Origin of the sequence: Serratia marcescens subsp. marcescens ATCC 13880 (genome assembly GCF_017299535.1) — a bacterium.
GTDB lineage: Bacteria > Pseudomonadota > Gammaproteobacteria > Enterobacterales > Enterobacteriaceae > Serratia > Serratia marcescens.
This window is the reverse complement of the sequence record NZ_CP071238.1, coordinates 2,414,931-2,439,560: the sequence shown is the minus strand read 5'-3', so window position 1 is coordinate 2,439,560 and position 24,630 is coordinate 2,414,931. Positions and strand designations below refer to the sequence as shown.

Annotated in this window: 21 protein-coding genes; 6 read left to right on the top strand and 15 right to left on the bottom strand. The window is 60.8% G+C overall.

The features are described from left to right. The first annotated feature begins 115 nt into the window (after positions 1–115). Positions 116–1,120 carry an alpha/beta fold hydrolase gene (locus J0F90_RS11710; protein ID WP_033640401.1) on the top strand — a complete coding sequence of 335 codons (1,005 nt, stop codon included), beginning with the start codon at positions 116–118 and terminating at the stop codon, positions 1,118–1,120. A 69-nt stretch (positions 1,121–1,189) separates the two neighbouring features. Beyond that, positions 1,190–1,840 carry a dihydrofolate reductase family protein gene (locus J0F90_RS11705; protein ID WP_033640402.1) on the top strand — a complete coding sequence of 217 codons (651 nt, stop codon included), beginning with the start codon at positions 1,190–1,192 and terminating at the stop codon, positions 1,838–1,840. A gap of 42 nt (positions 1,841–1,882) precedes the next feature. On the opposite strand, the gene J0F90_RS11700 is transcribed toward J0F90_RS11705, so the two are convergent. Beyond that, positions 1,883–3,499: a serralysin family metalloprotease gene (locus tag J0F90_RS11700; protein ID WP_033640403.1), complete on the bottom strand. Its 1,617-nt coding sequence runs from the start codon at positions 3,497–3,499 to the stop codon at positions 1,883–1,885. Between the two features lie 411 nt (positions 3,500–3,910). Here J0F90_RS11700 and J0F90_RS11695 point away from each other — a divergent pair, with 411 nt between their 5' ends. After that, on the top strand, positions 3,911–4,264 hold the full coding sequence (locus tag J0F90_RS11695; protein ID WP_016927814.1) for a protease inhibitor Inh/omp19 family protein: 354 nt from the start codon (positions 3,911–3,913) through the stop codon (positions 4,262–4,264). A gap of 4 nt (positions 4,265–4,268) precedes the next feature. Here J0F90_RS11695 and J0F90_RS11690 read toward each other — a convergent pair whose 3' ends face one another. Beyond that, entirely contained in the window at positions 4,269–4,790 is a 522-nt protein-coding gene (locus J0F90_RS11690) for a chromate transporter (protein WP_028127817.1), read from the bottom strand. Continuing rightward, positions 4,787–5,353 carry a chromate transporter gene (locus J0F90_RS11685; protein ID WP_016927816.1) on the bottom strand — a complete coding sequence of 189 codons (567 nt, stop codon included), beginning with the start codon at positions 5,351–5,353 and terminating at the stop codon, positions 4,787–4,789. The genes J0F90_RS11690 and J0F90_RS11685 overlap by 4 nt, the downstream gene beginning before the upstream one ends. A 103-nt stretch (positions 5,354–5,456) precedes the next feature. On the opposite strand from J0F90_RS11685, the gene J0F90_RS11680 reads away from it, so the two are divergent. Continuing rightward, entirely contained in the window at positions 5,457–6,371 is a 915-nt protein-coding gene (locus J0F90_RS11680) for a LysR family transcriptional regulator (protein ID WP_033640404.1), read from the top strand. On the opposite strand, the gene licT is transcribed toward J0F90_RS11680, so the two are convergent. From licT to J0F90_RS11665, 3 genes are read right to left on the bottom strand one after another with little or no spacing between them, the layout of a single operon-like run. Then, positions 6,356–7,198, bottom strand: coding sequence for a BglG family transcription antiterminator LicT (gene licT / locus J0F90_RS11675; protein ID WP_033640405.1), 843 nt, complete (start codon positions 7,196–7,198; stop codon positions 6,356–6,358). The genes J0F90_RS11680 and licT overlap by 16 nt on opposite strands. 20 nt (positions 7,199–7,218) lie before the next feature. Beyond that, positions 7,219–8,634, bottom strand: a complete 1,416-nt coding sequence (locus J0F90_RS11670) for a glycoside hydrolase family 1 protein (RefSeq protein WP_033640406.1) — start codon at positions 8,632–8,634, stop codon at positions 7,219–7,221. Next, on the bottom strand, positions 8,631–10,487 hold the full coding sequence (locus J0F90_RS11665) for a beta-glucoside-specific PTS transporter subunit IIABC (RefSeq protein ID WP_033640407.1): 1,857 nt from the start codon (positions 10,485–10,487) through the stop codon (positions 8,631–8,633). Before J0F90_RS11665 ends, J0F90_RS11670 begins: the two co-directional genes overlap by 4 nt. 561 nt (positions 10,488–11,048) lie before the next feature. On the opposite strand from J0F90_RS11665, the gene J0F90_RS11660 reads away from it, so the two are divergent. Beyond that, on the top strand, positions 11,049–12,218 hold the full coding sequence (locus J0F90_RS11660; protein ID WP_033640408.1) for a cupin domain-containing protein: 1,170 nt from the start codon (positions 11,049–11,051) through the stop codon (positions 12,216–12,218). A gap of 37 nt (positions 12,219–12,255) precedes the next feature. Here the strand turns inward: J0F90_RS11660 and J0F90_RS11655 are convergent, their stop codons facing one another. The 9 genes from J0F90_RS11655 to J0F90_RS11615 all read right to left on the bottom strand — a co-directional run bounded on the left by J0F90_RS11655 (position 12,256) and on the right by J0F90_RS11615 (position 23,637). Further along, a complete protein-coding gene (locus J0F90_RS11655) occupies positions 12,256–13,560 on the bottom strand; it encodes a c-type cytochrome (RefSeq protein ID WP_033640410.1) in 1,305 nt (434 codons plus the stop codon). 11 nt (positions 13,561–13,571) lie between these two features. Continuing rightward, entirely contained in the window at positions 13,572–14,030 is a 459-nt protein-coding gene (locus J0F90_RS11650) for a (2Fe-2S)-binding protein (protein ID WP_016927823.1), read from the bottom strand. Beyond that, complete coding sequence (locus tag J0F90_RS11645) at positions 14,030–16,252, bottom strand: xanthine dehydrogenase family protein molybdopterin-binding subunit (RefSeq protein WP_033640411.1); 2,223 nt, start codon at positions 16,250–16,252, stop codon at positions 14,030–14,032. The genes J0F90_RS11650 and J0F90_RS11645 overlap by 1 nt, the downstream gene beginning before the upstream one ends. Before the next feature lie 200 nt (positions 16,253–16,452). Then, entirely contained in the window at positions 16,453–17,277 is an 825-nt protein-coding gene (locus J0F90_RS11640) for a M55 family metallopeptidase (RefSeq protein ID WP_033640412.1), read from the bottom strand. 16 nt (positions 17,278–17,293) lie between these two features. Next, positions 17,294–18,349, bottom strand: a complete 1,056-nt coding sequence (locus J0F90_RS11635; RefSeq protein WP_033640413.1) for a P1 family peptidase — start codon at positions 18,347–18,349, stop codon at positions 17,294–17,296. 323 nt (positions 18,350–18,672) lie between these two features. Further along, positions 18,673–20,772 carry a peptidase domain-containing ABC transporter gene (locus tag J0F90_RS11630; RefSeq protein ID WP_033640415.1) on the bottom strand — a complete coding sequence of 700 codons (2,100 nt, stop codon included), beginning with the start codon at positions 20,770–20,772 and terminating at the stop codon, positions 18,673–18,675. Next, complete coding sequence (locus J0F90_RS11625; RefSeq protein WP_033641424.1) at positions 20,765–22,039, bottom strand: HlyD family secretion protein; 1,275 nt, start codon at positions 22,037–22,039, stop codon at positions 20,765–20,767. Before J0F90_RS11625 ends, J0F90_RS11630 begins: the two co-directional genes overlap by 8 nt. 261 nt (positions 22,040–22,300) lie before the next feature. Beyond that, a complete protein-coding gene (locus J0F90_RS11620) occupies positions 22,301–22,624 on the bottom strand; it encodes a hypothetical protein (protein ID WP_080286921.1) in 324 nt (107 codons plus the stop codon). A gap of 269 nt (positions 22,625–22,893) precedes the next feature. Then, a complete protein-coding gene (locus tag J0F90_RS11615) occupies positions 22,894–23,637 on the bottom strand; it encodes a sulfite exporter TauE/SafE family protein (protein WP_033640417.1) in 744 nt (247 codons plus the stop codon). Between the two features lie 107 nt (positions 23,638–23,744). Between J0F90_RS11615 and J0F90_RS11610 the strand changes: the two genes are divergently transcribed. Continuing rightward, complete coding sequence (locus J0F90_RS11610) at positions 23,745–24,626, top strand: LysR family transcriptional regulator (protein ID WP_033640419.1); 882 nt, start codon at positions 23,745–23,747, stop codon at positions 24,624–24,626. Positions 24,627–24,630 lie beyond the last annotated feature (4 nt).

The following is a 24,630-nucleotide window of genomic DNA, read 5'->3' as shown; positions in this document are numbered from 1 at the left end:
CCGGAATCTGGCCGGGAATCAAACCGTCATATTACAGAATTATCTGAAACCACTGGCGCACCGACGCCTTGATTGTGGCTATACTCGGCTCTCGTCCGTTTTTCAGGAGATCAGGATGCTGAGATTCACCCGTAGCGCGCTGCTGTGCGCCGCGCTGGCCGCGTTCGCCGCCGGCGCCGCCGAAACGCCGACGTTCGGCCCGGAGCTGCAGGGCTTTCACTACCCCTACCCGTTGCAGCAGTTCAGCTTCACCTCGCAGGGGCAGCCGTTAAAGATGGGCTATATGGACGTGCCGCCGGAAGGCGCCGCCAACGGCCGCACCGCGCTGTTGCTGCACGGTAAAAACTTCTGCGCCGCCACCTGGCAGGACACCATCAAGGCGCTGAGCAAGGCCGGCTACCGCGTCATAGCGCCGGACCAAATCGGTTTTTGCTCCTCCAGCAAGCCGGCGCATTACCAGTACAGCTTCCAGCAGCTGGCGCAAAATACCCACGGCCTGCTGCAGAACCTGAACATCAGCAAGGCCATCGTCATCGGCCACTCCACCGGCGGCATGCTGGCCACGCGCTACAGCCTGATGTATCCGCAGGCGGTGGAACGGCTGGTGATGGTCAACCCGATCGGCCTCGAGGACTGGAAGGCGAAAGGCGTGCCGTGGCGCAGCGTCGATCAATGGTTCGCGCGCGAGCTGAACACCACCGCCGAGGGCATCCGCAATTATGAGCAGCACACCTACTACGGCGGCCGCTGGAAGCCGGAGTACGATCGCTGGGTGGATATGCTGGCCGGGTTGAACAACGGGCCGGGCCACCGCCTGGTGGCGTGGAACTCGGCGCTGATCTACGACATGATCTTCACTCAGCCGGTGTATTACGAGTTCAAGGATCTGCAGACGCCCACCACGCTGATGATCGGCACCGCCGACACCACCGCCATCGGCAGCGATATCGCCCCGCCGGCAGTCAAGGCCAAAATCGGGCATTACGCGGTGCTGGGCAAACAGGCGGCGAAACTCATCCCGCACGCCACGCTGATCGAGTTCGCCGGGCTGGGTCATGCGCCGCAAATGGAGGAACCGGCGCGCTTCCATCAGGCGTTGCTCAAGGCGCTGCAACCCTGAGCGGCCGGTTGGTGCGGCCGCCGCACGGCGGCTAAACTTTCAGCTGGCACTCAACTGCAGGAGACAGCCATGCGACAGATTATTGCCAGCGCGTTCGTCAGCCTCGACGGCGTGATGCAGGCGCCCGGCGGGCAGGACGAAGACCGCAGCGGCGGCTTTCGTTTCGGCGGCTGGACCGCGCCCTATTGGGATGACGCCGTCGCGGAAACGATGAGCGATCTTTTCTCCGCGCCTTTCGATCTGCTGCTCGGGCGGCGCACCTACGATATCTTCGCCGGCTACTGGCCGCATATCACCGACGAGGCCGACCCGTTTTCCGCCGACATCGCCCGCGTGTTCAATCAGGCCACCAAGTACGTCGCCACCCACCACGGCGAGACGCTGGCGTGGGAGAACAGCCAGTGGCTGGGGCGAGACATCCTCGCCCGGCTGCGCGAGCTGAAGCGCGCCCAGGGGCCGGTGCTGCTGGTGCAGGGCAGCAGCACGCTGATGCAACAGCTGCTGGCCAACGATCTGGTGGACGAACTGCGCTTGCTCACCTACCCGGTGTTGCTCGGCGGCGGCAAGCGGCTGTTCGATGACAACGCGGCGCCGGCGGCCTTCACGCTGTCCCACTCGGTGGTCTCGCCCGGCGGCGTCATTGTGGCTCATTACCGCCGTTCCGGCGAGGTAACGACCGGTTCCTTCGTGACGGAAGGCGCGGCGGCGGCCCAGCCGTAAAAAAAGGGCCGTTCGGCCCTTTTCTCTTTTCCCTTCATCACCTCAGGCAAACAAGATATCGCTCTGCTCGACCTGCCCGACCACGTGGATCTTGAAGTCGGCGGCATAGCTGTTGCTCTGGGTGTTCATCAGCAGATCGGTGGTGCCGTTGAAAGCGTCGAAGTTGAGCTGGATTTCGCCTTTCTGGCCGCTGAAGGCGCTGCCGCTGTCGATAAAGCGCAGCTCGCTCAGGCTGTTGTTGAAGCGCAGGCCGGAGAGATCGATCTTGTCGATGCCGTGCTCGAAGTCTTCAATCACGTCGAACGCCGCCACCGTGGACTCTTTGGCGTTGAGATAGACGAAATAGTCGGTGAAGTTATTGGCGTCTTTGCCGCCCCACAGATGATCCGCCCCCAGGCCGCCGTACAGGATATCGGAGCCGGCGTTGCCCGCCAGCAGGTTGTCCTGATCGTTGCCGATGATCACATCGCGCCCGCTGCCGCCGATGGCGTTCTCGATGATCGCCCCGCGCGCGATGGCGACGTTCTGCGTGCCGCCGCCGACGCTGGAGAACGCGCCGTCGTTCAGGTTGATCATCTGCTGCTGGCTGTAGCCGGAGAAGTCCAGCGTGTCGTTGCCGCCGGCGTCCCACACCGCGAAGTTGACCGGTTTGCCGTTGTCCGCCGTGGCGGTCAGGAAATCGCGCCCGGTGTTGGAGTTGAAGCCGTACACCGTGTCGCCGGTGCGGGTGTTCATGTTGGCGCCGTACAGCTTCTGGATCGCGGCAATGTCATCCACCATCGGGCCATAGCCGTACACCCCTTTGGTGTCGGCGCCGGTGTAACCGGCGTTGAAATAGCTCATGATCGAGTATTGCAACGAATCCTGATAATAGGCGGCATCGTTCTGGTAGCTCGGGTTGCCCAGCGACGCGTCATAAGATCCCGGGTGCGCCAGCCCCAGGGCATGCCCCAGCTCGTGGGTGAAGGTCTGGCTGCTGAAGTCACCGCTAACCGGCGCCTGATGGGTGGCGAAGTTTTTGTTGAACCACACCGTGCCCGCAAAGGCGTTATCGCTGCCCGGTTTGGAGCTCGGCGGGTAATAGGCGTACGCGTTGATGGCATTCGGGCCGCTGCCGGCGGCGGTGCTGCCGTCGGCGCGCTGGGTGAAGTACGCGAAGGTGATGTCCGCGCGGTGGTTGATATCGGTAGACGCCGCTTCGGTAAAGGTCACGTTCGCCACGTCGGCCCACGCCTGCATCGATTTCAGCGCCTGAGCCTGCGCCGCCTGGGTCAGTGGCTGCAGCCCCTTGTCGCCGTCGCCGGTCTGGCCGATGCGGTTCAGCGCGCTCTGCGTCAGGAAGGAGTAGGTCAGCGTCACCGACTGATGATACACCTGATCGCCGTTGTGCGTCAGGCCCGGCCGCGTCAGCTGATCGGCGGCGCGATCGAAGCTGAAGTTATCGCGGATTTTACCCAGGTTGTCGATGGCTGCCCCGCCGCGCTGATTGCTGTACAGGTTAGCGTTGTCCAGCGTGAACAGCGCGCCGTAACCCAATCCGTCATAAATGCTGCCGGGCTGGTGATAGTAAAACTGATAGTTATGATCGTTGGGGGATGTGGCGCTCAGGCTGGTGAACTCATCGTCATCTTGCAAAATGTCGTTGTGGCGACTGCGCATTGTATTCTCCTTTTACACAATAGGAACCCACTCGCTTTGTAAGACTATTCATCAGTCGTTCTAATCTAAGCCAAGGCTTAGGAATGACCAGTATAGTGACTCACCCCGCTGGCGCGACCCCACCCGGCCTGGCTTCACCGCGCCGGGCATAGAGATGGAGATACGCGTAACAATTTGTATTCTCACTATATTAATGAGAAAAATGAGCGCATTAACGGGTTAATTATTCGTCTTTTTGCTCACTTTATCGCCGATTAGATCAGAATAATCGAGGATTAAAAAACCTAATCCTTCCCTCATCATCAAGATGGGTACGTGCTAAAGTGTGAACGGACAGCCGAAAGGAGTGACCCGATGCCAACCCATTTCCTTATGCGCGCCTTGCGCCGCGCCAGCCTGACAGGAGTCGTTATGAGCATATTGTGCAGCAGTGCCCTGGGCAGTTCACTGCCGTTGCTGGAACCCGCCGCGCTGAAGGGCGACTGGCAGCTCGCCGCCATCGGCGACGGTAAAACCGTCTGCGAGGTGCAGCTGAGCGACGAAGCGGTCGCCAACACCAACGCTTTCCGTTTCAGCGCCTCCGCCCAATGCCTGCAGCCGCTGGCGCTGCACGCGCTGCCGGTCGCCTGGCGGCCGACGCCGGACGGCATGACGCTGACCGACGCCGAAGGGAGCATGGTGGCGTTTCTGGCCCTGACCGCGCCGAAGCGCTATGAGCTGATCGACCGCAACGGCCCTTCGCGCTTTGTACTGATCCCGCGCTAACCCTTCAGGCGAACAGCAACCCGAGCAGCGCGCCGCCCGCCAGCACCCACAGCGGATGGAGGCGCTTGCTCATGCTCAACCCCGTCGCCAGCGCCACGATTGCCGCCAGCCGCCAGCTGGGCGCGGAAGCCTCGGCGATCAAGATACCGCTGGCCGCTACCAACCCCACGGTCAGCGGCACCAGTCCGGCCTGCACGATGCGGCGCCACGGGCGATCCTTAAAGCGCCGCCAGGCGCCCATCACCAATAGCGTAACGATGGAAGACGGCCCGAACTTGGCGATCGAAGACACCAGCAGCCCCGCCCAGCCGGCGACGTGCCAGCCGACCAGCGGCACGATCATCATGTTCGGCCCCGGCGCGGCCTGCGCCATGGCGAACAGCGCGCTGAACTCCTGGGCGCTCATCCACTGATGCACCTCCACCACCTGCCGCTGCATTTCCGGCAGAATGGTCATGCCGCCGCCGAACGCCAATAAAGAAAGCTCGGTGAAGATCAGCGCCAACGCCATCAACACCCCGCTCATGACGGCCACCGCCACATCAGAAGAATGCTCAGCGGCGCCAGCACCAGCATGGTCGGCAACAGCGGCAGGCGCAGCCAGGCAATGGCGATCAGCGCCAGCGCGACGATCGCCAGCGCCGGCCATTTACCGCGCAGCGGCAGCAGCATCTTGATCCCGGTCGACAGCAGCAGCCCGGCGGCGGCGGCGGCCAGCCCGGCGAACACATGCTGCACATGCGGATCGTTTTGGAAACGGGCGTACACCACGCCCAGCCCCACCACGATCGCCGTCGGCGCGCTGATGAGGCCCAGCAAGGCGCACAGCGCGCCGCGCAGCCCGCGAAACTCCATGCCCACCGCCACCGACAGGTTGATCACATTGCCGCCGGGCAGAAACTGGCACAGACCGAGCAGCTCGGTAAACTGTTCGCTGCTCAGCCAGCGCCGGCGCTCCACCAGCATACTGCGCGCCATCGGCAGCACACCGCCGAAGCCGATAAGCCCCAGCCACAGAAAGCCCAAAAACAGCTCTGCATTACCCGGCGCTGCCGCCGGGTGCGGTTTTAACGTATTGATATCTGACATGACATTGCCGTTCCACATCGCTTGTTTTGATGTCTGGTATCATGCGCGCCGCCGTGCCATGATGTCTAATGCATTCCGGAAAAACCAAAGATACCTTTGAGGTATGGCTATGATCGAACTGCGTCGCCTGCGGGCATTCGTCACCGTGGTGGAAGAAGGCAACATCACCCGCGCCGCCGAGCGGCTGTTTATCCAACAGCCGCCGCTGACCCGCCTGCTGCAGGGGCTGGAAGACGAACTGGGCGTAATCTTGTTGCAGCGCCTGCCGCGCGGCGTGCGCGTCACCGAAGCGGGGGGCGTGCTGTTTGAAGAGGCCCGCGCCCTGCTGGCGCGCGCCGAACGCCTGCGCGAAGCGGTACAGCGCGCCGCCCGCGGCGAGCAGGGCCACATCGCCATCGGTTTCACCAGTTCCGCCGCGCTGCATCCGTTCGTGCCCAACCTGCTGCGCCGCTACCGCGACATCCTGCCGGGTATCACCACCCAGTTGGAAGAAGCCGGCAGCGGCGAACTGATGGAGGCGTTGCTGGAACAGCGCCTCGACGCCGCCTTCGTGCGCTCGCCGGCCAACGGCATTCCCGGCCTGAGCGTCGAGCCGGTGCTCAGCGAGCCGATGATCGTCGCCCTGCCGCTGGGCCACCGGCTGGCGCAAGAAACGCAGCAACCGCTGCCGCTGGCCGAACTGGCCCACGAGGCGTTTATTCTCTATCGCCGCCCCGCCGGTCAGGGGTTGTACGACGCCATCCTGGCCGCCTGCCACCGCGCCGGCTTCAGCCCACGCATCGTGCAGGAAGCGCCGCGCCTGCCGGCCACCCTCAGCCTGGTCGGCGCCGGGCTGGGGTTGTCAATCGTGCCCGGCTCGATGCGGCGGCTGGGCGGCGACGGCATTGTCTACCGCACGATCGCCGGAGAAGCGCAGCTCAGCGCCCCGCTTTACCTGGCGCTGCGCCATAGCCCGGCCTCGCCGATCGTCGAGCGCTTTCGCGAACTGGTCGCCGAGGCGGTTCAGGCCTCGGGCTGATCGGTGATGCGCGTCAGGTGGATCATCAAATACAGCAGCTCATCGTTCGACATCTCCATTTGCAGCAGATTCTTCACGTAATCGCGGATCAAGAGCGCGCCGCGATAGGCATGCGGGTACTCGGCCATCATCTGGGCAAACAGAAAGTCGGCCTTCGAGGTCATCTGTTTGCCGTCGAGCATGCGCTGGATAAAGAACTGCATATGCACTAAAAAGCGCGCGTAGTTCAGCGAATCGGTATCGATATTGAGGCGAAAGTGATACTTGATGATATTGAAAATATCTTTCAGCATCTTCACCGCCAGCAACGTGTGCTCCATGTTTTGCACTTCGGTCTGGCCGTTGACCAGGTGAAAGGCGATATTGCCCGCTTCCTCTTCAGGCAGTTGGATATTCAGCCGCTGGTTAATGTAGGCCAAGGCTTGCAGCCCCACCGCAAACTCTCGCGGGTAGAAACGCTTCACCTCGAACAGCAGGCGGTTTTGGATGGTGATACCCTTGTGATGACGTTCGATAGCAAAACTGACGTGATCCGCCAGCGTAAAGAAAATCTGTTCATTAATGTTGCCGTTCAGTTGGCGGTTGGCCTCACTGAGGATCATCTGCACAATTTCGATGTGCTCCGTCGGGGCAGTTTCAATCAGCCGCAGGTAATCCCGCCCCTTTTGCCCCTCCTGCACCACATACACTTTCTCAATGGCGGCCGGGTTGATCTCGTCTCCGGTTTTGCTGTTAAAACCAATTCCCTTGCCCATGACGATAACCTCACGGTTATCGTCGTCCGCGGTTAACACCAGACTGTTGTTGAGCACCTTAATGACTTTCATCGTCTCGGCCGTCACCTTGCTTATTTGCCCAACCGGCCATTGGCGGCGATAAGCTGCCGATACCAGTCAAAACTGCGTTTTTTGATGCGCCGCAGATCCTTAAGATCCCGTTCTCCGCGGTTCACGTAGATAAATCCATAGCGCTTTGCGTAACCTTGATGCGTGCTGACGACGTCAATCGCCGCCCACGGGCAGTAACCGAGCAGCTCGACGCCATCGTTGATCGCCAGCCGCATCTGTTCGACATGCTGCCGCATGAATTCAATGCGATAGTCGTCGTCGATGGTCTCATCCGCCCGCAATTCATCCGGCGCGCCAATGCCGTTCTCCGTGATCAGTATCGGCAGGTGATAGCGCTCGAAGGTCTTGCGCAGCGTTAAGCGCAGGCCAACCGGATCGATCACCCATCCGTAGCGCGTCTTGCCGACAAACGGGTTTTCCGCCGCACGATACACACCCGGTTCGCCGAGCATAATTTGCTGATCGCCGGCGCGTGCGCTCACGTCTGAACCGTCGCCGCGGCTGGCGGCGATCGTGGCGGTGGAATAGTAATTGATCGCCACATAATCCGGTCGTGCCGCCAACAGCAGCGCCGCGTCCTCCGGCTCCCTGTCCGGCGACCACCCCCGATCCTCAAGGTAACGCCAGGCCAGGGCGTTGTAGCGGCCATGCACCGCCACATCGAGAAAACTCCAACAGCGCAACGTCTCCCAGTTATGAGCGGCAATGGCATCCAGCGGATGACAGGTCTCCTGATACATCGAGGTGGTATTGATCGCCGGGCCAATTTTCCCGCCGGGACAGCGCTGATGGCATAATGCCATGACTTTGGCCTGAGCGACCAACATATGATGACTCTGCTGATACAGCGTCCGTTTGTCAGGCAACGCACCGCCTTTGGGCGTGCCGATAGCGCCGGGGTGCAGGATCATGGTGTTCTGTTCATTGATGGTGAGCCAATACTTCACCCGATCGCCGAAGGCGTCGAACAGCACGCCGGCATAAGTGACAAAAGCCTCGATGGTGGCGCGATTGGACCAGCCGCCCTGCTGCTCCAGCACATAAGGCAGATCGAAATGATACAGCGTCACCACCGGCTCGATGCCGTGCGCCAGCAATTCGTCGATCAACTGCCGGTAAAACGCCAACCCCGGCGCATTGACTTCGCCGACGCCATCGGGCAACACGCGCGTCCACGCAACCGAAAACCGGTAGGCCTTTAACCCCAGTTCTGCGAACAGCTTCACATCCTCGCGAAAGCGATGATAGTGATCGCTGGCCACCGTAAAATCCGCCGTGCCTGCGGGATGTTCGAGCATATCGACGATCGACGGGCTTTTGCCGTCTTCATTCCATGCGCCCTCCACCTGATAGGCGGAAGTCGACGCGCCCCAGAGAAACTCGGCGGGAAAATCGTGCAAGCGTTGATAAATCATGCCGGCTCCTTATTGGCCTTCAGCGCCATAATCGTCTCACCGGCATGAACGCCATGCGGCTTAGGTAACACCTGAACCTGAAACGCTTCGCTGTTGACGATCAATACCGGCGTCGTCAGATCGAAGCCCAATGCGGCGATCGCGCCGATGTCAAAACGCACCAGCTCGTCGCCGGCCTTCACGCGATCGCCGATCTGCAGTCCGGAGTCAAAGTGTTGGCCACCCAGGTTTACCGTGTCGATGCCGATATGCAGCAACAGCTCCGCGCCGTTGTCCCCCTTGATGCCGACCGCATGTTTTGACGGCAGGAAAGTCACGATCTCGCCGTCCAGCGGCGCACGCAGCACGCCTTCCGACGGTATGATCGCCATGCCCTGGCCCAACAAGCCCTGGGAGAAAACGTCATCGTTGACCTGATCCAACGTCACGGCTTTGCCGGTCAGCGGGCTGAAAACCGGCGATGCCTCGTCGGCCGCCGCCACCTGAGTCTCGTCGTTCGTCTCCTCGACCGGATCGTCGAAGCCAAGGATCCAGGTCAGGGCAAAGGTCACGACGATGGCAATGGCGCAAGTGATCAGCGCGTGCACGATATTCATCGGGTTCTCACCGATAAACGCCGGCAAAGCGGCCAGGCCAGGAGAAACGAAGGCATAACGCACCAACCCGCTCAACCCGGCGTAAATGCCGGCGCAGCCACCGCCGATCATCGCCGCGATCAACGGTTTGCGCAGTTTCAGCGTCACCCCGTACAGCGAGGGTTCAGTGATCCCCAACAACGCGGTAAAACCGGCGGAGGACGCCAACTGGCGCAAATTCGTGTTCTTGGTGCGGAATGCCACACAGAGCGTCGCCGCGCCTTGTGCAATATTGGACGCCAACATGCCCGGCCCGTTAATCATCTCAAAGCCATTCTTGGTCAATTGGCCGGTGGCGATCGGTGTCATCGCCCAGGCGGTGCCGGTGATCACCAAAAATGGCTGCAACCCGCCCATCAACATAGGAATCAGCCAGCTGGCCTTGCCATCGACGATCGCCGCACCGGCGGCCACCATGTCATTGAGGAAAATGCCGAACGGCCCGACCACCACCAACGCCAGTGGCGCGGTGACCAGCAGCACGATCATCGGTTTGGTGAAGAACTTGATCATCGTCGGCGAAACTTTCTCGGCAAACCGCTCGATATAGGACATCAGCCACACGGTAAAAATGATCGGCAACACCGAGCCGGCATAATCCGCCAGCCGCACCGGAATGCCGAGAAAATCAATCGCGGCGCCCGCCGCCTGCATCTGAGCCAGATTAGGGTGCAGCAACGCGCCGGCGAGGGTCATCGCCAGGATGGGATTGCACTCGAATTTTATCGCGGCACCGTAAGCCAACAGCACCGGCAGGAAGAAAAAGGCCGCATCGGCGACGGTATCCAGCAATCGATAGGTCGTGCCGGCGGGATCTATCGCCCCGGCCAGCTTGAGGATCGCCAGCAGCGCCTTGATCATCCCCGCGCCGGTAATGGCCGGGATCACCGGGGTAAAGGTCGTGGAAATCACGCTGATAATCCGTGACACCACGCCACCTTTCGGCTGCTGCTTTTGAGCGCCGGTTTGCGGCTGGCCAATCTCCTTTTGCAGCACGCGGAACGTTTGCTGCACGTTATTGCCGACCACGATCTGAAACTGGCCGCCTCGCACCACCACGCTGATAACGCCCGGCAGGGCTTCGATCGCCTTCGAATCCACTTTAGCGTCGTCGTTGAATTCCATACGCAAACGGGTCGCGCAGTGCGTCAGCTTGCTGACGTTGCCTTTACCGCCGACCCGCGCCAATATTTCTAAGCCAAGTTTTTGATAGTCCATCGTCTTCCCCGGTAAAATGCAAAAAAAAAAGACCAAAATGGAAATGCGCCTCGTCACAAGGAGAAGTGCATTCCTATTTTGGTCTTGCCTGCTTTAGCAGTAACACGCCGCAATAAAAATGGTGTGCGGTCTTCTCGACCGCGCTAAAAGTATCACCATACTCGCGAATACTCGGCAATAGCCAGACGTCAGCGTTGTGAAAGGCGTCACGATTTAGCGTAAATGCACTGCAATGTCGCCGCTGCACGCTTTTTGCGCACACCCATAGCGCAATCGTAATGAAATAACCCAAAATAATGCGTTTTATTGACACTTTGTTTATTTAATTACAGGGAAAGATTAATTCAGATCCATGACTATTGAGATTAACAATGAATAATTAAACCCGCTCTCACTTAGTAACAAACGCAAACAAATAAACGCCTACGCAATACCTTCCAGCCGCTAGGATTTAAGGGTCACAGCCTATTCCCGCCGATGACAAAAATCATTTCAATGGCGATCGCGCCTTCCCCGTCGCCTGCTTCTGCAGGCACACGGCTTTATATTGGAGAAAATGCTATGCTATCGCGTCGTGATATATTGAAAGTCTCCGCCGTCAGCGCGGCCGCCGCCGGCATGATCGGCGGCATCGCCAAAAATGCCGCTGCCGACGACCATCGCAATATCGTGCCTCCCAGCAGCTATCAGCCGCCTGCCGATGCGCAACATCTCTATAAATACAAATTCACCGACAGCAAAAAACGCAGCCTGCCCAGCGGCTGGGCGCGCGAAGCCACCGTCGAGCAATTCCCGATCTCCGAAGGCGTGGCGGGCGTCGACATGACGCTGGAGCCGGGCGGCGTGCGCGAACTGCATTGGCACGCCATCGCCGCCGAATGGGCATTCATGCTGGAAGGCCATGCGCGCATCACCATCCTCGATCCCGAGGGAAAATGTGAGGTGGCGGATTTCGGCCCCGGCGACGTCTGGTATTTCCCGAAAGGCTACGGCCATTCCATTCAGGCGCTTGCGGACGGCGCGCATTTTATTTTGGCGTTCGATAACGGCCATTTCTCCGAATTCGGCACCTTCAGCATCACCGATTGGGTGGCGCATATGCCGAAAGAGGTATTGGAAAAAAGCGTCGACATGCCGGCGGCGGTATTTTCCAAGGCCAAACAGGGCGAAGCTTATATTGTCGGCGGCGCCGTTCCGCCCACCTTGCCATTACCGAAAAGCGACGGCGGATTAAATAATGCCCCGCTGACCCACCGCTATGAATTAATGAAGCAAAAGCCGTTCTTTGAAAATGACGCCGGCAGTGTCCATTTGGTGTCGTCGAAAGAATTTCCCATTTCCACCACCATGACCGGCATCATCGAGATCGTGAAACCCGGCGCGATCCGGGAATTGCACTGGCACCCCAACGCCAACGAATGGCAATACTATATTGCCGGCAAAGGCCGCATGACGGTGTTCAGCTCGCACGGCCACGCGCAGACGGAAGAGTACGCCCCTTCGGACGTCGGTTACGTGCCGCAGGGCTTCGGCCATTACATCGAGAACATCGGCGATGAGGATTTGAAGGTACTGATCGTGATGGACAACGGCATTTATCAGGATATTTCGTTGTCCGACTGGCTGGCGAAAACCCCGGCCTACCTGCTGGCGGACAACTTCAATAATCAGGTTGAGGACTGGCAGGATAGACCGAAAGACAAACGGGTGATGTCGCGGCGCAGCCGATAACGCCGCGGCGAGGGAGAATCTCCCTCGCCGCTTTTCGTTACTGCTTGCGCTGCTCCGCCACCTGTTTGGCGGTGACGCTGCCCTGCTTATCGCCGAAGTGGCCGACCACGAAGTTGGCGACCGCCGCCACTTCCTCGTCGGAATACGCGCTGCCGAACGACGGCATCATCTCATGCCGCTCGCCGACGCTGATGCTCGTCCCCTTCAGGATAGCCTGCACCACGCTGCGCCCCTGCGGATCGTTCACCGCCGTGCTGCCCACCAGCGAAGCATACTCGCTCTGGCGGCCCGGCCCGTTCCACTGGTGGCAGCCGCTGCAGTCGTTGGCGAACATCCGCCGCCCGAGCGAGCTGTCTTGCCCGCCCGGCAGGATCGGGGTGGAAGCCCCCGCGCCCTTCGGCTGCAAGTTCACCGCCGCCGCGCTGTCGCCGGTGATGGGTTCGATGTCGCGCAGGTATTTCACCAGCGCCAGATTATCTTCCGGCGTCAGGAACTGCAGGCTGTTTTCCACCGCTTCCGCCATCGGACCGGCGGCGCTGCTGCGCCCCGGCGCATGGCCGTTGGCCAGATATTGCGACAGTTGCTGGTCGCTCCAGCCGCCGATGCCGGTCTGTTTGTCCGGCGTGATGTTGGCGGCGAACCAGCCCTGCACCACTTCACCGCTCAGGTGCTTGCTCTGGTTAAGACCGAACCCCAGATTGCGCGGCGTATGGCACTCGCCGCAGTGGCCGAGCGCCGTCGCCAGATAGGCGCCGCGATTCCACTGTTCATCCTTGTTGAGATCCGGCGCGAAACGCTGCTCCTGGAAGAACGCCAGGTTCCAGAATTTCATGCCCCAACGCTGGTTGAACGGGAACGACAGCTCGTTTTGCGGGTTGGCCTGTTTCACCGGCGGCAGACTGAACAGATAATCCTTGATCGCCAGCACGTCATCGCGGCTCAGCCCGGTGTAGGAGGTATAAGGCATCGCCGGATACAGGTTGCCCTGTGGGCCGATGCCCTCACGCACCGCGCGCACGAACTGATCGTCGCTCCAGTTGCCGATGCCGGTTTCCTTGTCGGCGGTGATGTTGGTGCCGTAAATGGTGCCGAACGGCAGCTTGAAGGCGAAGCCGCCCGCATAAGGCGCGCCGCCCGGCGCGGTGTGGCACGCCACGCAGTCGGCGGCGCGCGCCAGGTACTCGCCGCGCGCCAGTTTGTCGGTCATGCCGGCCGGCGCCCCGGCGATCGGCGCCGCAGGCTCAGCGCCGGTGGGCCGCAGCAGCGTATACAGCGCGTATCCTCCCGCCAACACCACCACGGCGATAATCAGCCATAACAGCCCTTTCAAGGCATTGCTCATCGCATCTCTCCCTAACCCAACGCCTTGGCGGCCTGGTGGATGGCGGCGCGAATGCGCACATAGGTGGCGCAACGGCAAACGTTGCCGCCCATCGCCGCGTCGATGTCCGCATCGCTCGGATTCTTGCTTTGCGCCAGCAGCGCGCTGGCGCTCATGATCTGGCCGGACTGGCAGTAACCGCACTGCACCACGTCCAGATCAAGCCAGGCTTCCTGCACCGCCTTGCCTTCCGGCGTGGCGCCCACGGCTTCGATGGTGGTGATTTTTTTGCCGACGGCGGCGGAGACCGGCGTCATGCACGAACGCACCGGCACGCCGTCCAGATGCACGGTACAGGCGCCGCACATGGCGATGCCGCAGCCGAATTTGGTGCCGGTCAAGCCGGCTTCGTCACGCAGAAACCACAGCAGCGGCATGTGCGGATCGCCCTCGAAAGTCAGCGGCTGATCGTTTACGGTTAAATGAATCATCAGGTTCTCTCCTTGTCAGACGCCGGATTCGCAGTGGGATTATGCAGCGGCAGGCTCAGCGAGGTGCGCGGCCGCCCAAGCAGCGCCAGCGCATTGCCGACCGCCGGGGCGATGGTCGGCACCCCCAGCTCGCCCACGCCGGTCGGTTTCTCGGTCGAAGGCACGATGATCACCTCGATCTCCGGCATCTCATCGATGCGCAGCGGGCGGAAGTTATTGAAATTGGACTGTTCGACCACGCCGTCTTTCAGCGTGATATTGCCGTACAGCGCCAGGCTCAGGCCGTAGCCGATGCCGCCCTCGATCTGCGCCCGGATCACGTCGGGATTCACCGCCACGCCGCAGTCCACCGCGCACCACACTTTATGCACTTTGGGGATGCCGCCTTCGCCGATCGACACCTCGGCCACCTGCGCCACATAGGTGTCGAACGCCTTGGCGACGCCCACGCCGCGCGCGCGTCCGTCTACCACTTTAGCGCCCTGCCAGCCGGCGGCTTTCGCTACCGCCCGCAGCACGCCCGCCGCGCGCGGCGCATCGCCCATCAGCGCCAGCCGCCCTTCGACCGGATCCTGGCCGGTTTCCTGCAACAGCTGATCGATAAAGCTCTCCACCGCGTGGCCGGTGTGGGTGCTGGCGACCGACCGCAGCGAGGTGGTCGGCACCTTGCCGGGCACGATATGCGCATCGCAGCGGAAGGCTTCGAAGGTGTATGAGACCTCGCTGGCGCCCTCGACCATCATCTGATCGAGGCCGTTGACCACCAGCGCATCCATCGCGCTGTGGCGCGTCCAGGAGTGGCCGACCACGGTATCGGTCCAGCCCACCACCTTGCCGCCCCGAATGGCGCCGCGCAGGCGGTGCAGGATCATCGGGCGATACCAGCCGTTGCGGATGTCGTCCTCGCGCGTCCACACCACCTTCACGCCGTGGCCGGGGCCGATGCCCTTGGCCGCCGCCGCCATGTCGGCCGCCAGATCCGGCCCCAGCGTCGGGTTGCCTAAATCGATGCGCCGGCCGAAGCTGCCGCCCGCCAGAATGGTTTCAATCTGCACCTTGTCCGGCGGCAACTCGAACAGATCGCACAGCTGCTTATGGTCGAGCGTCTGGATTTGGCAGCCGTAGCGCGCCTTGACGCTCTCGCCGTCCCAGAACAGATAGCCGTCCAGCGGCTCCATCGGCGCGTGCGCGACGTACGGGAAGGTGTATTCGGCCTCGATCACCTTGTCGGCCTTATCGAACACCTCGTCCGGCTTGCCGTGGCTCTTCGCCACCACGCCGGTTTTCTGCGCCACCTGGCGGAATTCGGCGTAGATCTCCTCGGTGTTGCGCCGTTCGGCCTGCGCGTCGTCCCAGGTGACCCGCAGCCGTTCCCGCCCCTGGATCGCCGCCCAGGTGTTTTTGGCGTAAACCGCCACGCCGGTGGCGACCTGCTTCACCGCCACCACGCCCGGCACCGCCAGCGCCCGCTCGGCGTCGAAGGTCGCCACTTTGCCGCCGAAACGCGGCGGTTTCTTGATGGTGACGGTCAGCATGTCCGGCTCGTGGATATCCTGCGAGAACTGCGCGCTGCCGTTGGTTTTCGCCAGCGAATCGACGCGGTGCAAACCGCGCGCTTTGCCGATCAGGGTGAAATTGGCCGGATCCTTCAGCGTCAGGCTGGCGGGATCGGGCGGCGGCAGCGTGGCGGCCAGCGCGGCGAATTCGCCGAAGCCCGCTTCGCGCCCGCTGGCGGCATGGCGGATCTTGCCCGCCTGCACGGTGATTTCCTGCGCCGAGGTTTTCCAGCTCTGCGCGGCGGCCTGCACCAGCAGCGCGCGCGCCATGGCGCCCATGCGCCGCATTTGCTCATAGGCATTGGCCACCGAGCTGGAACCGCCGGTGCCCTGGAATCCGAAGGCCAGGTTTTTGTAGATATTGGTGTCCACCGGCGCGGCCACGACCCGCACCTGTGCCCAGTCGGCATCGAGCTCTTCGGCGACCAGCGTCGCCATGCCGGTATAGACCCCCTGGCCCACTTCGGTGTGTTTACTGATGACGGTGACGACGCCGTCGGCGCCGATCTGAACGAAGGCGTTGGCGTCTAACGCCGCCGCGCCGGAGGCGATCGGGGCAGCCGAACGCGCCAGCGCGCCGGTGGACGGCAGATAAGCGCCGATCACCAACGCCCCGGCGCCGACGATAAACCGCCGCCGCGAAAGCGGAACTTGGGATATGCTCATTGCTCATGACTCCAAAAAAGCCGAAGGCGTCACTGCCTTCGGCGAAACAAATCTTGTTATGGGAATGGCTTGTCGCGCCCGTCAGGTGATATAGCGCAACAGAGCAATAATTAGCGTAGCCTATTATCCAGTAGACTTAATGTTGAAGAGGGTTTTTCTATTGGAGAATCGTGCGGTGCGGGCAGGCACCCGCACCGGGGTCAGCTCTGCGTCGCCGCCAGAGAGGAGAAGACGCTGAGCAGGTTGATTTGCGCCGCCATGTTGTCGCTGTCGAAGGCCACGGTGAGCGCGTCCTGGCGCTCCACGCCAGGCACCAGGCTGAACAGATCCGCCAGCACCGGTTTGGCCGCCATCAGCGTCAGCCGGTAAGGCGGCATAAAACGGCGCTCCACCGGCAGTCTGGCGCCCTGGCGCACCTGTTGCATCGCCCGCTCGCGGATCTCCGCCCGCGCCCGCTGTGGGCTGAGCGATTCGGCGGCGGTTTGCGAGAGGGCGCGTTTTACGCAAACATAGCCGGATTGCGGATAACGTTCAGCGATCCAACGTTGCAGCTCGTCGTCACCGCTCACCAGCCACAACGGCACGTTCAACTCCGCCGCCATCGCCGCATACAGATCGCTTTCGCCTACGACCTCGCCGTTCAGGCTGACGCGATAAAAGGCCCGACCGTTGATGGTATGCGCCAGCACGCCGCGTTCGCCGGCGGCGCTGTGATAACCGATGCACATCAGGCCGTCGTAACGTTGATGCTGCAGCCCTTCCACCATCGACAACCCGCGCGGTTTGCCCTGCACCAGGCGCGCCCGCGCATCGATGCGATCGGCGCGCAGGTTCTGCATCATGGCGTGGCTGTCGGCCACCGTCACCTCGGTGGCGCCGCCGGCGAAAGCGCCGTCGATGGCGGCGTTGACCTCCTGCTCCATCAGCTCGCGCGCCGCCGCATAGTCGGCGTGGGCCGGGTTGCACTGCTCCGGCCGCATCACGCCGGCAATACCCTCGATATCCGCAGAGATAAAGACTTTCACATCACACTCCCGTTATTTAATTTGCCGCCAGCCGATCGAGCAGCGGGCCCAGCGCCACGCGCGCATGCTGCTGGAAACCGCTGACGCCCTCGGCGCTCAGCAACGCATCCAACACCGCATATTCGGTGGCGTCCGCGGCCGCCGCAAACAGCGGCTCCAGCCGTTCGTCCGGCAGCGTGGCCCCCAGCAACCGGGTGGAGAACGCCAGCGCGATGTCGCCGGAGCCGTGCCCCCAATGGCTGCCTACCCGCCCCAGACCCGCGCCCGCGCGGCGGGCGATGCGGTTCAGTTGGCGGCTGTCCAGCGCCCGATCGCAGGCGATGATGATGATGACCGAACCGGCGTCCACCTGCGGCGGCGGGTCCGCCAACAGTTTACCCAACGCCTGGCCGACGCGCACGCCGCTCAGCGTCAGCGAGTCGAGGGTGCCGAAATTGGCCAGCACCAGCACGCCGAGCGTGGTGCCAAGCCCAGGGCAATAGCGTGAGGCGGTGCCGATGCCGCCCTTCAAGCCGAAACTGCTCATGCCGCGCCCGGCGCCGACGCTGCCGCGCGCAAAGCGGGTGGAATGGTTATCCAGCGCGCTGAAGACGTGCTCCTCACGCACCGCCATCGCCTGAATATCGTTGAGGTAACCGTCGTTACACTCCAGCACCAGCGGATTAATGGTGGCGCTGCCGCGGCCGATCTGCGGGTAACGCAGACAGCTGCGCCGCACCATGGCGTTGAACAGCGTGCCGACGGCGAAGGTGTTGCTCAGCAGAATAGGCGTTTGCAGCACCCCCAGCTCGTTCAGCTGCACCAGCCCCAGCGGCTTGGCGAAGCCGTTGAGCACCGCGCTGCCACACGGCAGCGGCTGGTTAAACAGATCGCCCGGCGGCACGATAGCGGTAACGCCGGTCTGGCATTCGCCGTCGGCCAGCGTGTGATGCCCGACGCTGACGCCCGGCACGTCGCACAGGGTGTCGGTCGGGCCGGCCGGATAGCGCGCGCCCGGCAGGCGGCGATGGCGCCGCCAATAGCTCAGCAGATTGTCGAGGCTTTGTTGTTCAAACGCCTGGCTGTCTGTCATGGTTCCCTCATCCGCCGTCAGCCCATCAGAAAACCAGAATATCGCGCAATGAGCCGCGCCGTAAATTGAAAGCGGAAGCGGGCAGCAAAAATTGCCTTGCCCCGTCGCCGTTCATTGCCTGCACCACTTTGCGTTTGCGGCCGCCCCTCTACGTCAGCCCGCGCGCCACCGCCCCGGCTAGCGGGCACGATAATCGCCGCTTCGGTTATCGCCATGCGAGGAGAACAGCCCGATGAAAGTAATCGTCATTGGCGGCCTGAACCTATTGGGTTTTTAGGGGGAAAAACAGTGTAAATGGCCGGTGCCGCGGGTGATATCCCCCCTTATCCAAAATGTATAACTCGATCTGCCGACGCAATGGTCGTTTCACGATGGGCAATGATCAGCTTAGTGATGTTGAGTCTCTTAATTGCCTGATTCACGGCAGCTTCGCTCTCCTTATCCAGCGCGCTGGTGGCCTCGTCCAGGAACAAAATAGCCGGTTTTTTGTAGATTGCCCGGGCTATGAATAACCGTTGTTTTTGCCCGCCGGACAATCCCTCCCCCAACTCGCCGATCGGGGTTTCATACCCCATCGGCATGCGCATGATCACCTCATGCAGATAGCTGGCACGGGCACAGGCTTCCATCCAGGCATCATCCATCTCGTCCGCGAACCCGCAGATATTTTCCCGGATCGAGCCGGAGAACAGTTTGTCGTCCTGCATCACGCAGGCAATCATTTTGTGGTAGTTGTTGATGCCGAGCTGCCGGATATCGACGCCGTTCACCTCAACCCGCCCTGAATCCGGGGTAAACAGTCCGCACAGCACCTTCATCAACGTGGTTTTGCCGGCGCCGGACGGGCCCACGATGGCCACGCTTTCGCCTGGCGCAACGCTGATGTCCAGGCCATCAAAAATAGCCGGTGACTGGCTGTCGTAACGATAGCTCAGGGCATGGGTCGTCAATCCCAAAGGTTGCAGGCCCGCCGTGTAAGGGTGATCGGGCTTACGCGCCTCCCGCGGATGCAGGGCGATATCAGCGATGCGCTCGTTATGCAGGCTCATCATGCGCAGCTGCAGCAAAAATTCCGTCAGCGACCCGATGCGATCGGAGAACTGCCCCCGAAAGGCGCCGAACGCCACGAACATGCCGAGGGTCATCTGGTTATCGATCACCAGGCTGGTTCCCAACCACAGAATGACGATCTGGTCACACGCCGCTATAAAGGTGTTGATCCCGCCAAACAGCATGTCCATTCGGGTGACGCGGATACCCGTGTTGATGGTGTCGATTTCAAGGTTTAGCCAGTGAGCGATGCGGCGTTCTGCCATGCCCTGCATCTTGACGGTAGCGATACCGTACAGCGTTTCCATAAAATACGAGCCGGCCCGAGCCTCTCTCACCAGCGCCTCCTCAGACAGCTGACGGTAATATCCATAGGTAAGCAGCCGCATCAACACATAAAGCGCGGTGAAAGTGAGCACTACCCAGGTCAGCCAGCCGCCATACAGCACCATCATCACCAACACACCGATCACCATGATGCCGTCCATGATGGCGCCGACGATACTGGTGGTGAAAGTGCTGCGCAGCGTATCCAGTGAACCGAAGCGTGACTGAATGTCACCCAGTTTACGACGTTCAAAGTAACCGAGTGGCAGGCGCAACAGATGGGTGAACAACCCGGCCTGCCACTGAACGTTGATAAGCGCCGCCATGACCAATCCTGACCATGCCCGCACCATGCCGATGGCAGCCCGCAACAAGATAAAGAGCATCAATCCGGCGCAGATGAGCGACAGTAACCCGCGATCGCCAGCAGGAATAGCGTGATCCATCACCAGCTGCGTGCCGATGGGCATCACCAGGTTGATGGTTTCGAACACCAGAGACAGGCAAAAGATTTTGCCGAGCGCCCCCTTGAGGCCATGCACGCTGCCGATCAGCGTGCGAAGATGAATGCGATGACGGACGCTGTCGGCGGTGAATTCGCTGCCGGGCCAGGCCTCAAGCGCTATGCCGGTGAAACTGTGCGACAGTTCCGTCAGGCTGACGGCCCGGCGCCCGCGCGCCGGATCGTGCAGCACCGCGCGGTGGCCTTTGATGCTGACCAGCACCACGAAATGGTTGAATTCCCAGTGCAGAATGCAGGGCAGTTTTAGCGCACCGAGTTCGTCCAGATCCAGAGACAGAGGACGGGTGCTCAACCCCAATTGCTCGGCGATACCGGTCAGTCCAACCAGCGTTGCACCGCGGGATGACAGGTTGAACTGCCGGCGCAGCGCGATCAGGTCGATGTTTTTGCCGTAATAACCGCAGATCATCGCCAGACAGGCCAGCCCGCATTCCGACGACTCGGTCTGGTGCACCATCGGAACCCGGTGGCGCAGCCGCAGATCCAGTTGGCTGACCCGCTGTTTGAATGTGGTCCTACTCATTGACTGGCCCCGTCGCGCTGTGTTTCATGTCGTAGAACGGCGAGAGCATCCATTGATACATCTTCCTTTTTTCCAGAAACAGAGTGCTTTGCGCTTTCATGCCGTTTTCCAGGCTCAGGCGTTTACCGTCATAGGCAATGGCCTGTTTCTCCGGCATGACGATCACCTTGTAGTACGGCACGGCGGCGGTCAGCGCCGTTTTGGGCGCTCCCTGGTAGGTCAGCATTTCCTGCGGCGAAGCCGGGGCTTTGGAGATGACGGACACTGTGCCGGCGAACTGACCAAATTTCTCCGCCGGAAAGGCGTCATAGCGCACATTGACCTTATCGCCGGCGGCGATGTAGGGGATGGCGTCGTTGGGCACCCACAGTACCAGGGCATAGCGATCGATGTTTTGCGGGATAATCTGCAGCAGACTGTCGCCGACGTTGACCATTTGGCCAACCGTGACGCTCAGCGAATCGATACGGCCTCCGGCCAGCGCGCGAACGATAATATCGCCAGTGGCATCTATGTTTTGCCGCTCCTTTTGCAGCTCGTAGCGCTGCAGCTCCATCTGGTAAATCTGGTTGTCGAATTCGGCACCCTGGATATGGATCTGGCTTTCCAGCGCGGTGATCTGCAGCGCATTCTGTTCGTTCTGGCCGGACAGGCCCAGCAGGTTGTTCTGCTGCTGGTAATACAGCGCCACCTGGTTGGTAAGCTGATCCTTATTGATCAGCCCCTTGGTCTGATAGTGCCGGTAGCTCTCCATGTTTTCCTTCATGATGCGTATCCCTTCCTGGGCGCGTTTGAGGATATCAGTGGAGCGGATGAATGCAGCGGTGTATTGCGCCTTCTGTTGTTCCAGCATGATAAGCGTGGCCTGCTTGCTGCTTTCCAGTCGGTTGATGATTTGCGCAATGCGTGCCAGCTGGCCATCGATATCCCGGCGCTGGTTGTCGCTGATCACACCGCTACGGGTGCTCTTGCTGACGTCAATCTGGTAAATGGGGGCACCAACGGCAATCACCTGCCCTTCGGTGACGAATTGTTTGACCACTATCCCTTGGACGGCGGAATAGACGTTGGCGGCGCGCGGATAAGTGCTGATCTCGCCGGTCACGTTGACCCGCCGGGTATAGGTACCGGCGATCGCGAAGGTGAGAAAGGCGATGAAGAAAAACAGGCAGAGCCCTGTCGTGCCCCAAACGGGAATACCGGGTAGCAGGAGCGCCCTGCCACGCCATTTCATTCTCTGATTATCGATCGCTTCCTGGCGAAACATGATCAGCATCCCTTATTGATAGCTAACATTCAAATTCACAGGCTATTGTATTGACAATAAAACAAGCAGCAGGTCAGTTAATTTTGGCGATAGGATATGAAACTATTAAAGTAAACGCCTTTAAATCTTCTGAGTGATCCTGGCGCCAATAGATTTTTATGAACGTATGTTTCACTCAATGGCAATGTCATATCCAGGGAAAATCAGAGAAATCCAGTTCGATAAGCCTTTTTATTTCTTCAAATCCAACAGTATCTGACCCTAACTCATTTCCATCGTGGCGAAATAGACTATCGTCATAACAATAACACAAATAGAACAAAACAATAAATCACCGGAAAAATATTTCAATGAATCCAAATAATCAGTGCTGTTCTTATTTAATTTTTTAATGGCATCGCTTCCGTTATCAGCCTCCACTTCGACATGATGCTTTCTGAATCCCTTCCGCTTCATATCCTTAATAATTTCTCGTGTAACCACTTCCTTTCTTAGCACTTTTGATTCATCCCTCTTTATAAAAAAAATATATCTATTCATCATATACCCCCTCTCCGTTATCAGACGATCTTTTTCCACTCCCATCGCGATCCTGCCATCCACCCGACACCGCATCGAATTGGCTACTTAAAATTTCCTTCATAAATACTCTCCTATGGGTCTACTGGTTTTACAGTCATTAAAAATAGCTGTAGTGGCAAAAGTAAAACACACTAATAACAATCCATAACCATCCTGTATTTCATGAAAAAACCAATAAGAAAAGTGTGTTCTAAACATTGCAACCCATCATATTAAAATAAAACCCGGAATAATATACCGAACCTAATTACACGTAGGCACTATCGATTCAATTAATTGAATCGCCAAATAATCTCAACGCCCAAGATTAATAACCCAATAAAGAAGAGGCGGCGGAACAGCTGCGGGCGCCAATGACGACGCACCCTCTCCCCCAGCCACATGCCGGCAAGCGCCGGCAACAGCGCCAACAGCGAACCGCCGAGCAGCGTAGCGGGCAGCGCCTGATGCCAGGCTAATCCGGCGGCCAGCGCCAGCGTCGAGACGGTGAACGACAACCCCAGCGCCTGCACCAGATCGTCACGCGCCAGGCCCAATGCGTTCAGATAGGGCGCCGCCGGTATGACGAATACGCCGGTGGCGCCGGTCAACGTACCGGTCACCAGGCCACACAGCGGTCCCAGCCAAGGCTCTGCCGTGGCGGAAACGCGCCAGTCGAAACGGGTAAAACCCAGCAGCGCATAGCCGATCAGGCAAACGCCCAGCGCCAGCGGCGCCAGGCGGCCGTCGATGTCGGTGAGCGCGCCGGCGCTCAGCAACGTGCCCAGCATGACGCAGAGCATCATCGGCCAGAGCCGCCGGCACAGCGCCCCCAACCGCGGCCCGCACAGCAACTGCCACAGATTGGTGATCAACGAGGGCAACAGCAGCAGCGCGGCGGCCTGCCCCGGCGGCATCATCAGGCTGAGCAACCCCATCGATACCGTCGGCAACCCCAGACCGATCGCCCCTTTGACCGTGCCGGCCAGCGTAAAAATGCCCGTCAGGGCGATAATCTCGAGTAACGTCAGCGACATGCGTCTATCCTTATGGCGAATCAACGGCCCGATTGTGGCCGGCGCCGCGCCGCGGCACAATGCGGCAATGGCAGAGCCTGCCTGCGGCAAAGACAGAGGAAGAACGCATGCATTTTGACTTTATCGATCTGCGGCTGTTGGCGGCGGTGCTCGAAACCGGCAGCATCACCGCCGGCGCCGAGCGCGTCGGGCTGTCGCTGGCCGCCGCCAGCGCCCGAATGCGCGGGCTGGAACAACAGGCCGGCGTGGCGCTGTTGACGCGCAATCCGCGCGGCGTCCAGGCGACGTCCGCCGGTGAGCGCCTGTTGCAACACGCGCGTGTGCTGCTGCAACAGCGCGACCGGCTGCGGGGTGATATGGCCGAGTTCGCGCCGGGCCAGCGCAGCCAGCTGCGCATTGTCGCCAATACCGTCGCCGCCGACGCTTTTCTGCCGGAGCTGTTGGCGGATTTTCTGGTGCTGCACCCGCACACCGACATCGCGCTGGAGGAGCTGCCCAGCCCGGCCATCGCGCAGGCCATCGCCGAACGGGCGGCGGATATCGGCATCGTGGCGGACCACGCCGATCTGCGCGGGCTGACAAGTTACCCTTTTCGCCAGGATCGTCTGGTGCTGGCGCTGCCGCCGGGGCATGCGCTCAGCGGCCGCCGCACGCTCAGCTTTGCGGACGCCCTGCCTTTTGATTTCATCGGTCTGCCGGAAGAGAGTGCGCTGCAACAGCATCTGGAACAGCTGGCGATACGCAGCGGCGGCCCGATGCGGCTGCGGGCGCGTGCGGCTAATTTCGACGCCATCTGCCGTATGGTGCTGCGCGGCGCCGGGCTGGCGGTGGTGCCGGAAGAGAGCGCCCAACGCCATCCGGAGATCCGACACGGCGCCCTGCCGCTGACGGACGAGTGGGCGACCCGGCGTCTGTCAATCGCGGTGCGTGACCTGGCGCAGCTGCCGCTGCCGGCGCAGCGGCTGGTGGCGTTCCTGCGCCAAGCCTGAGGCG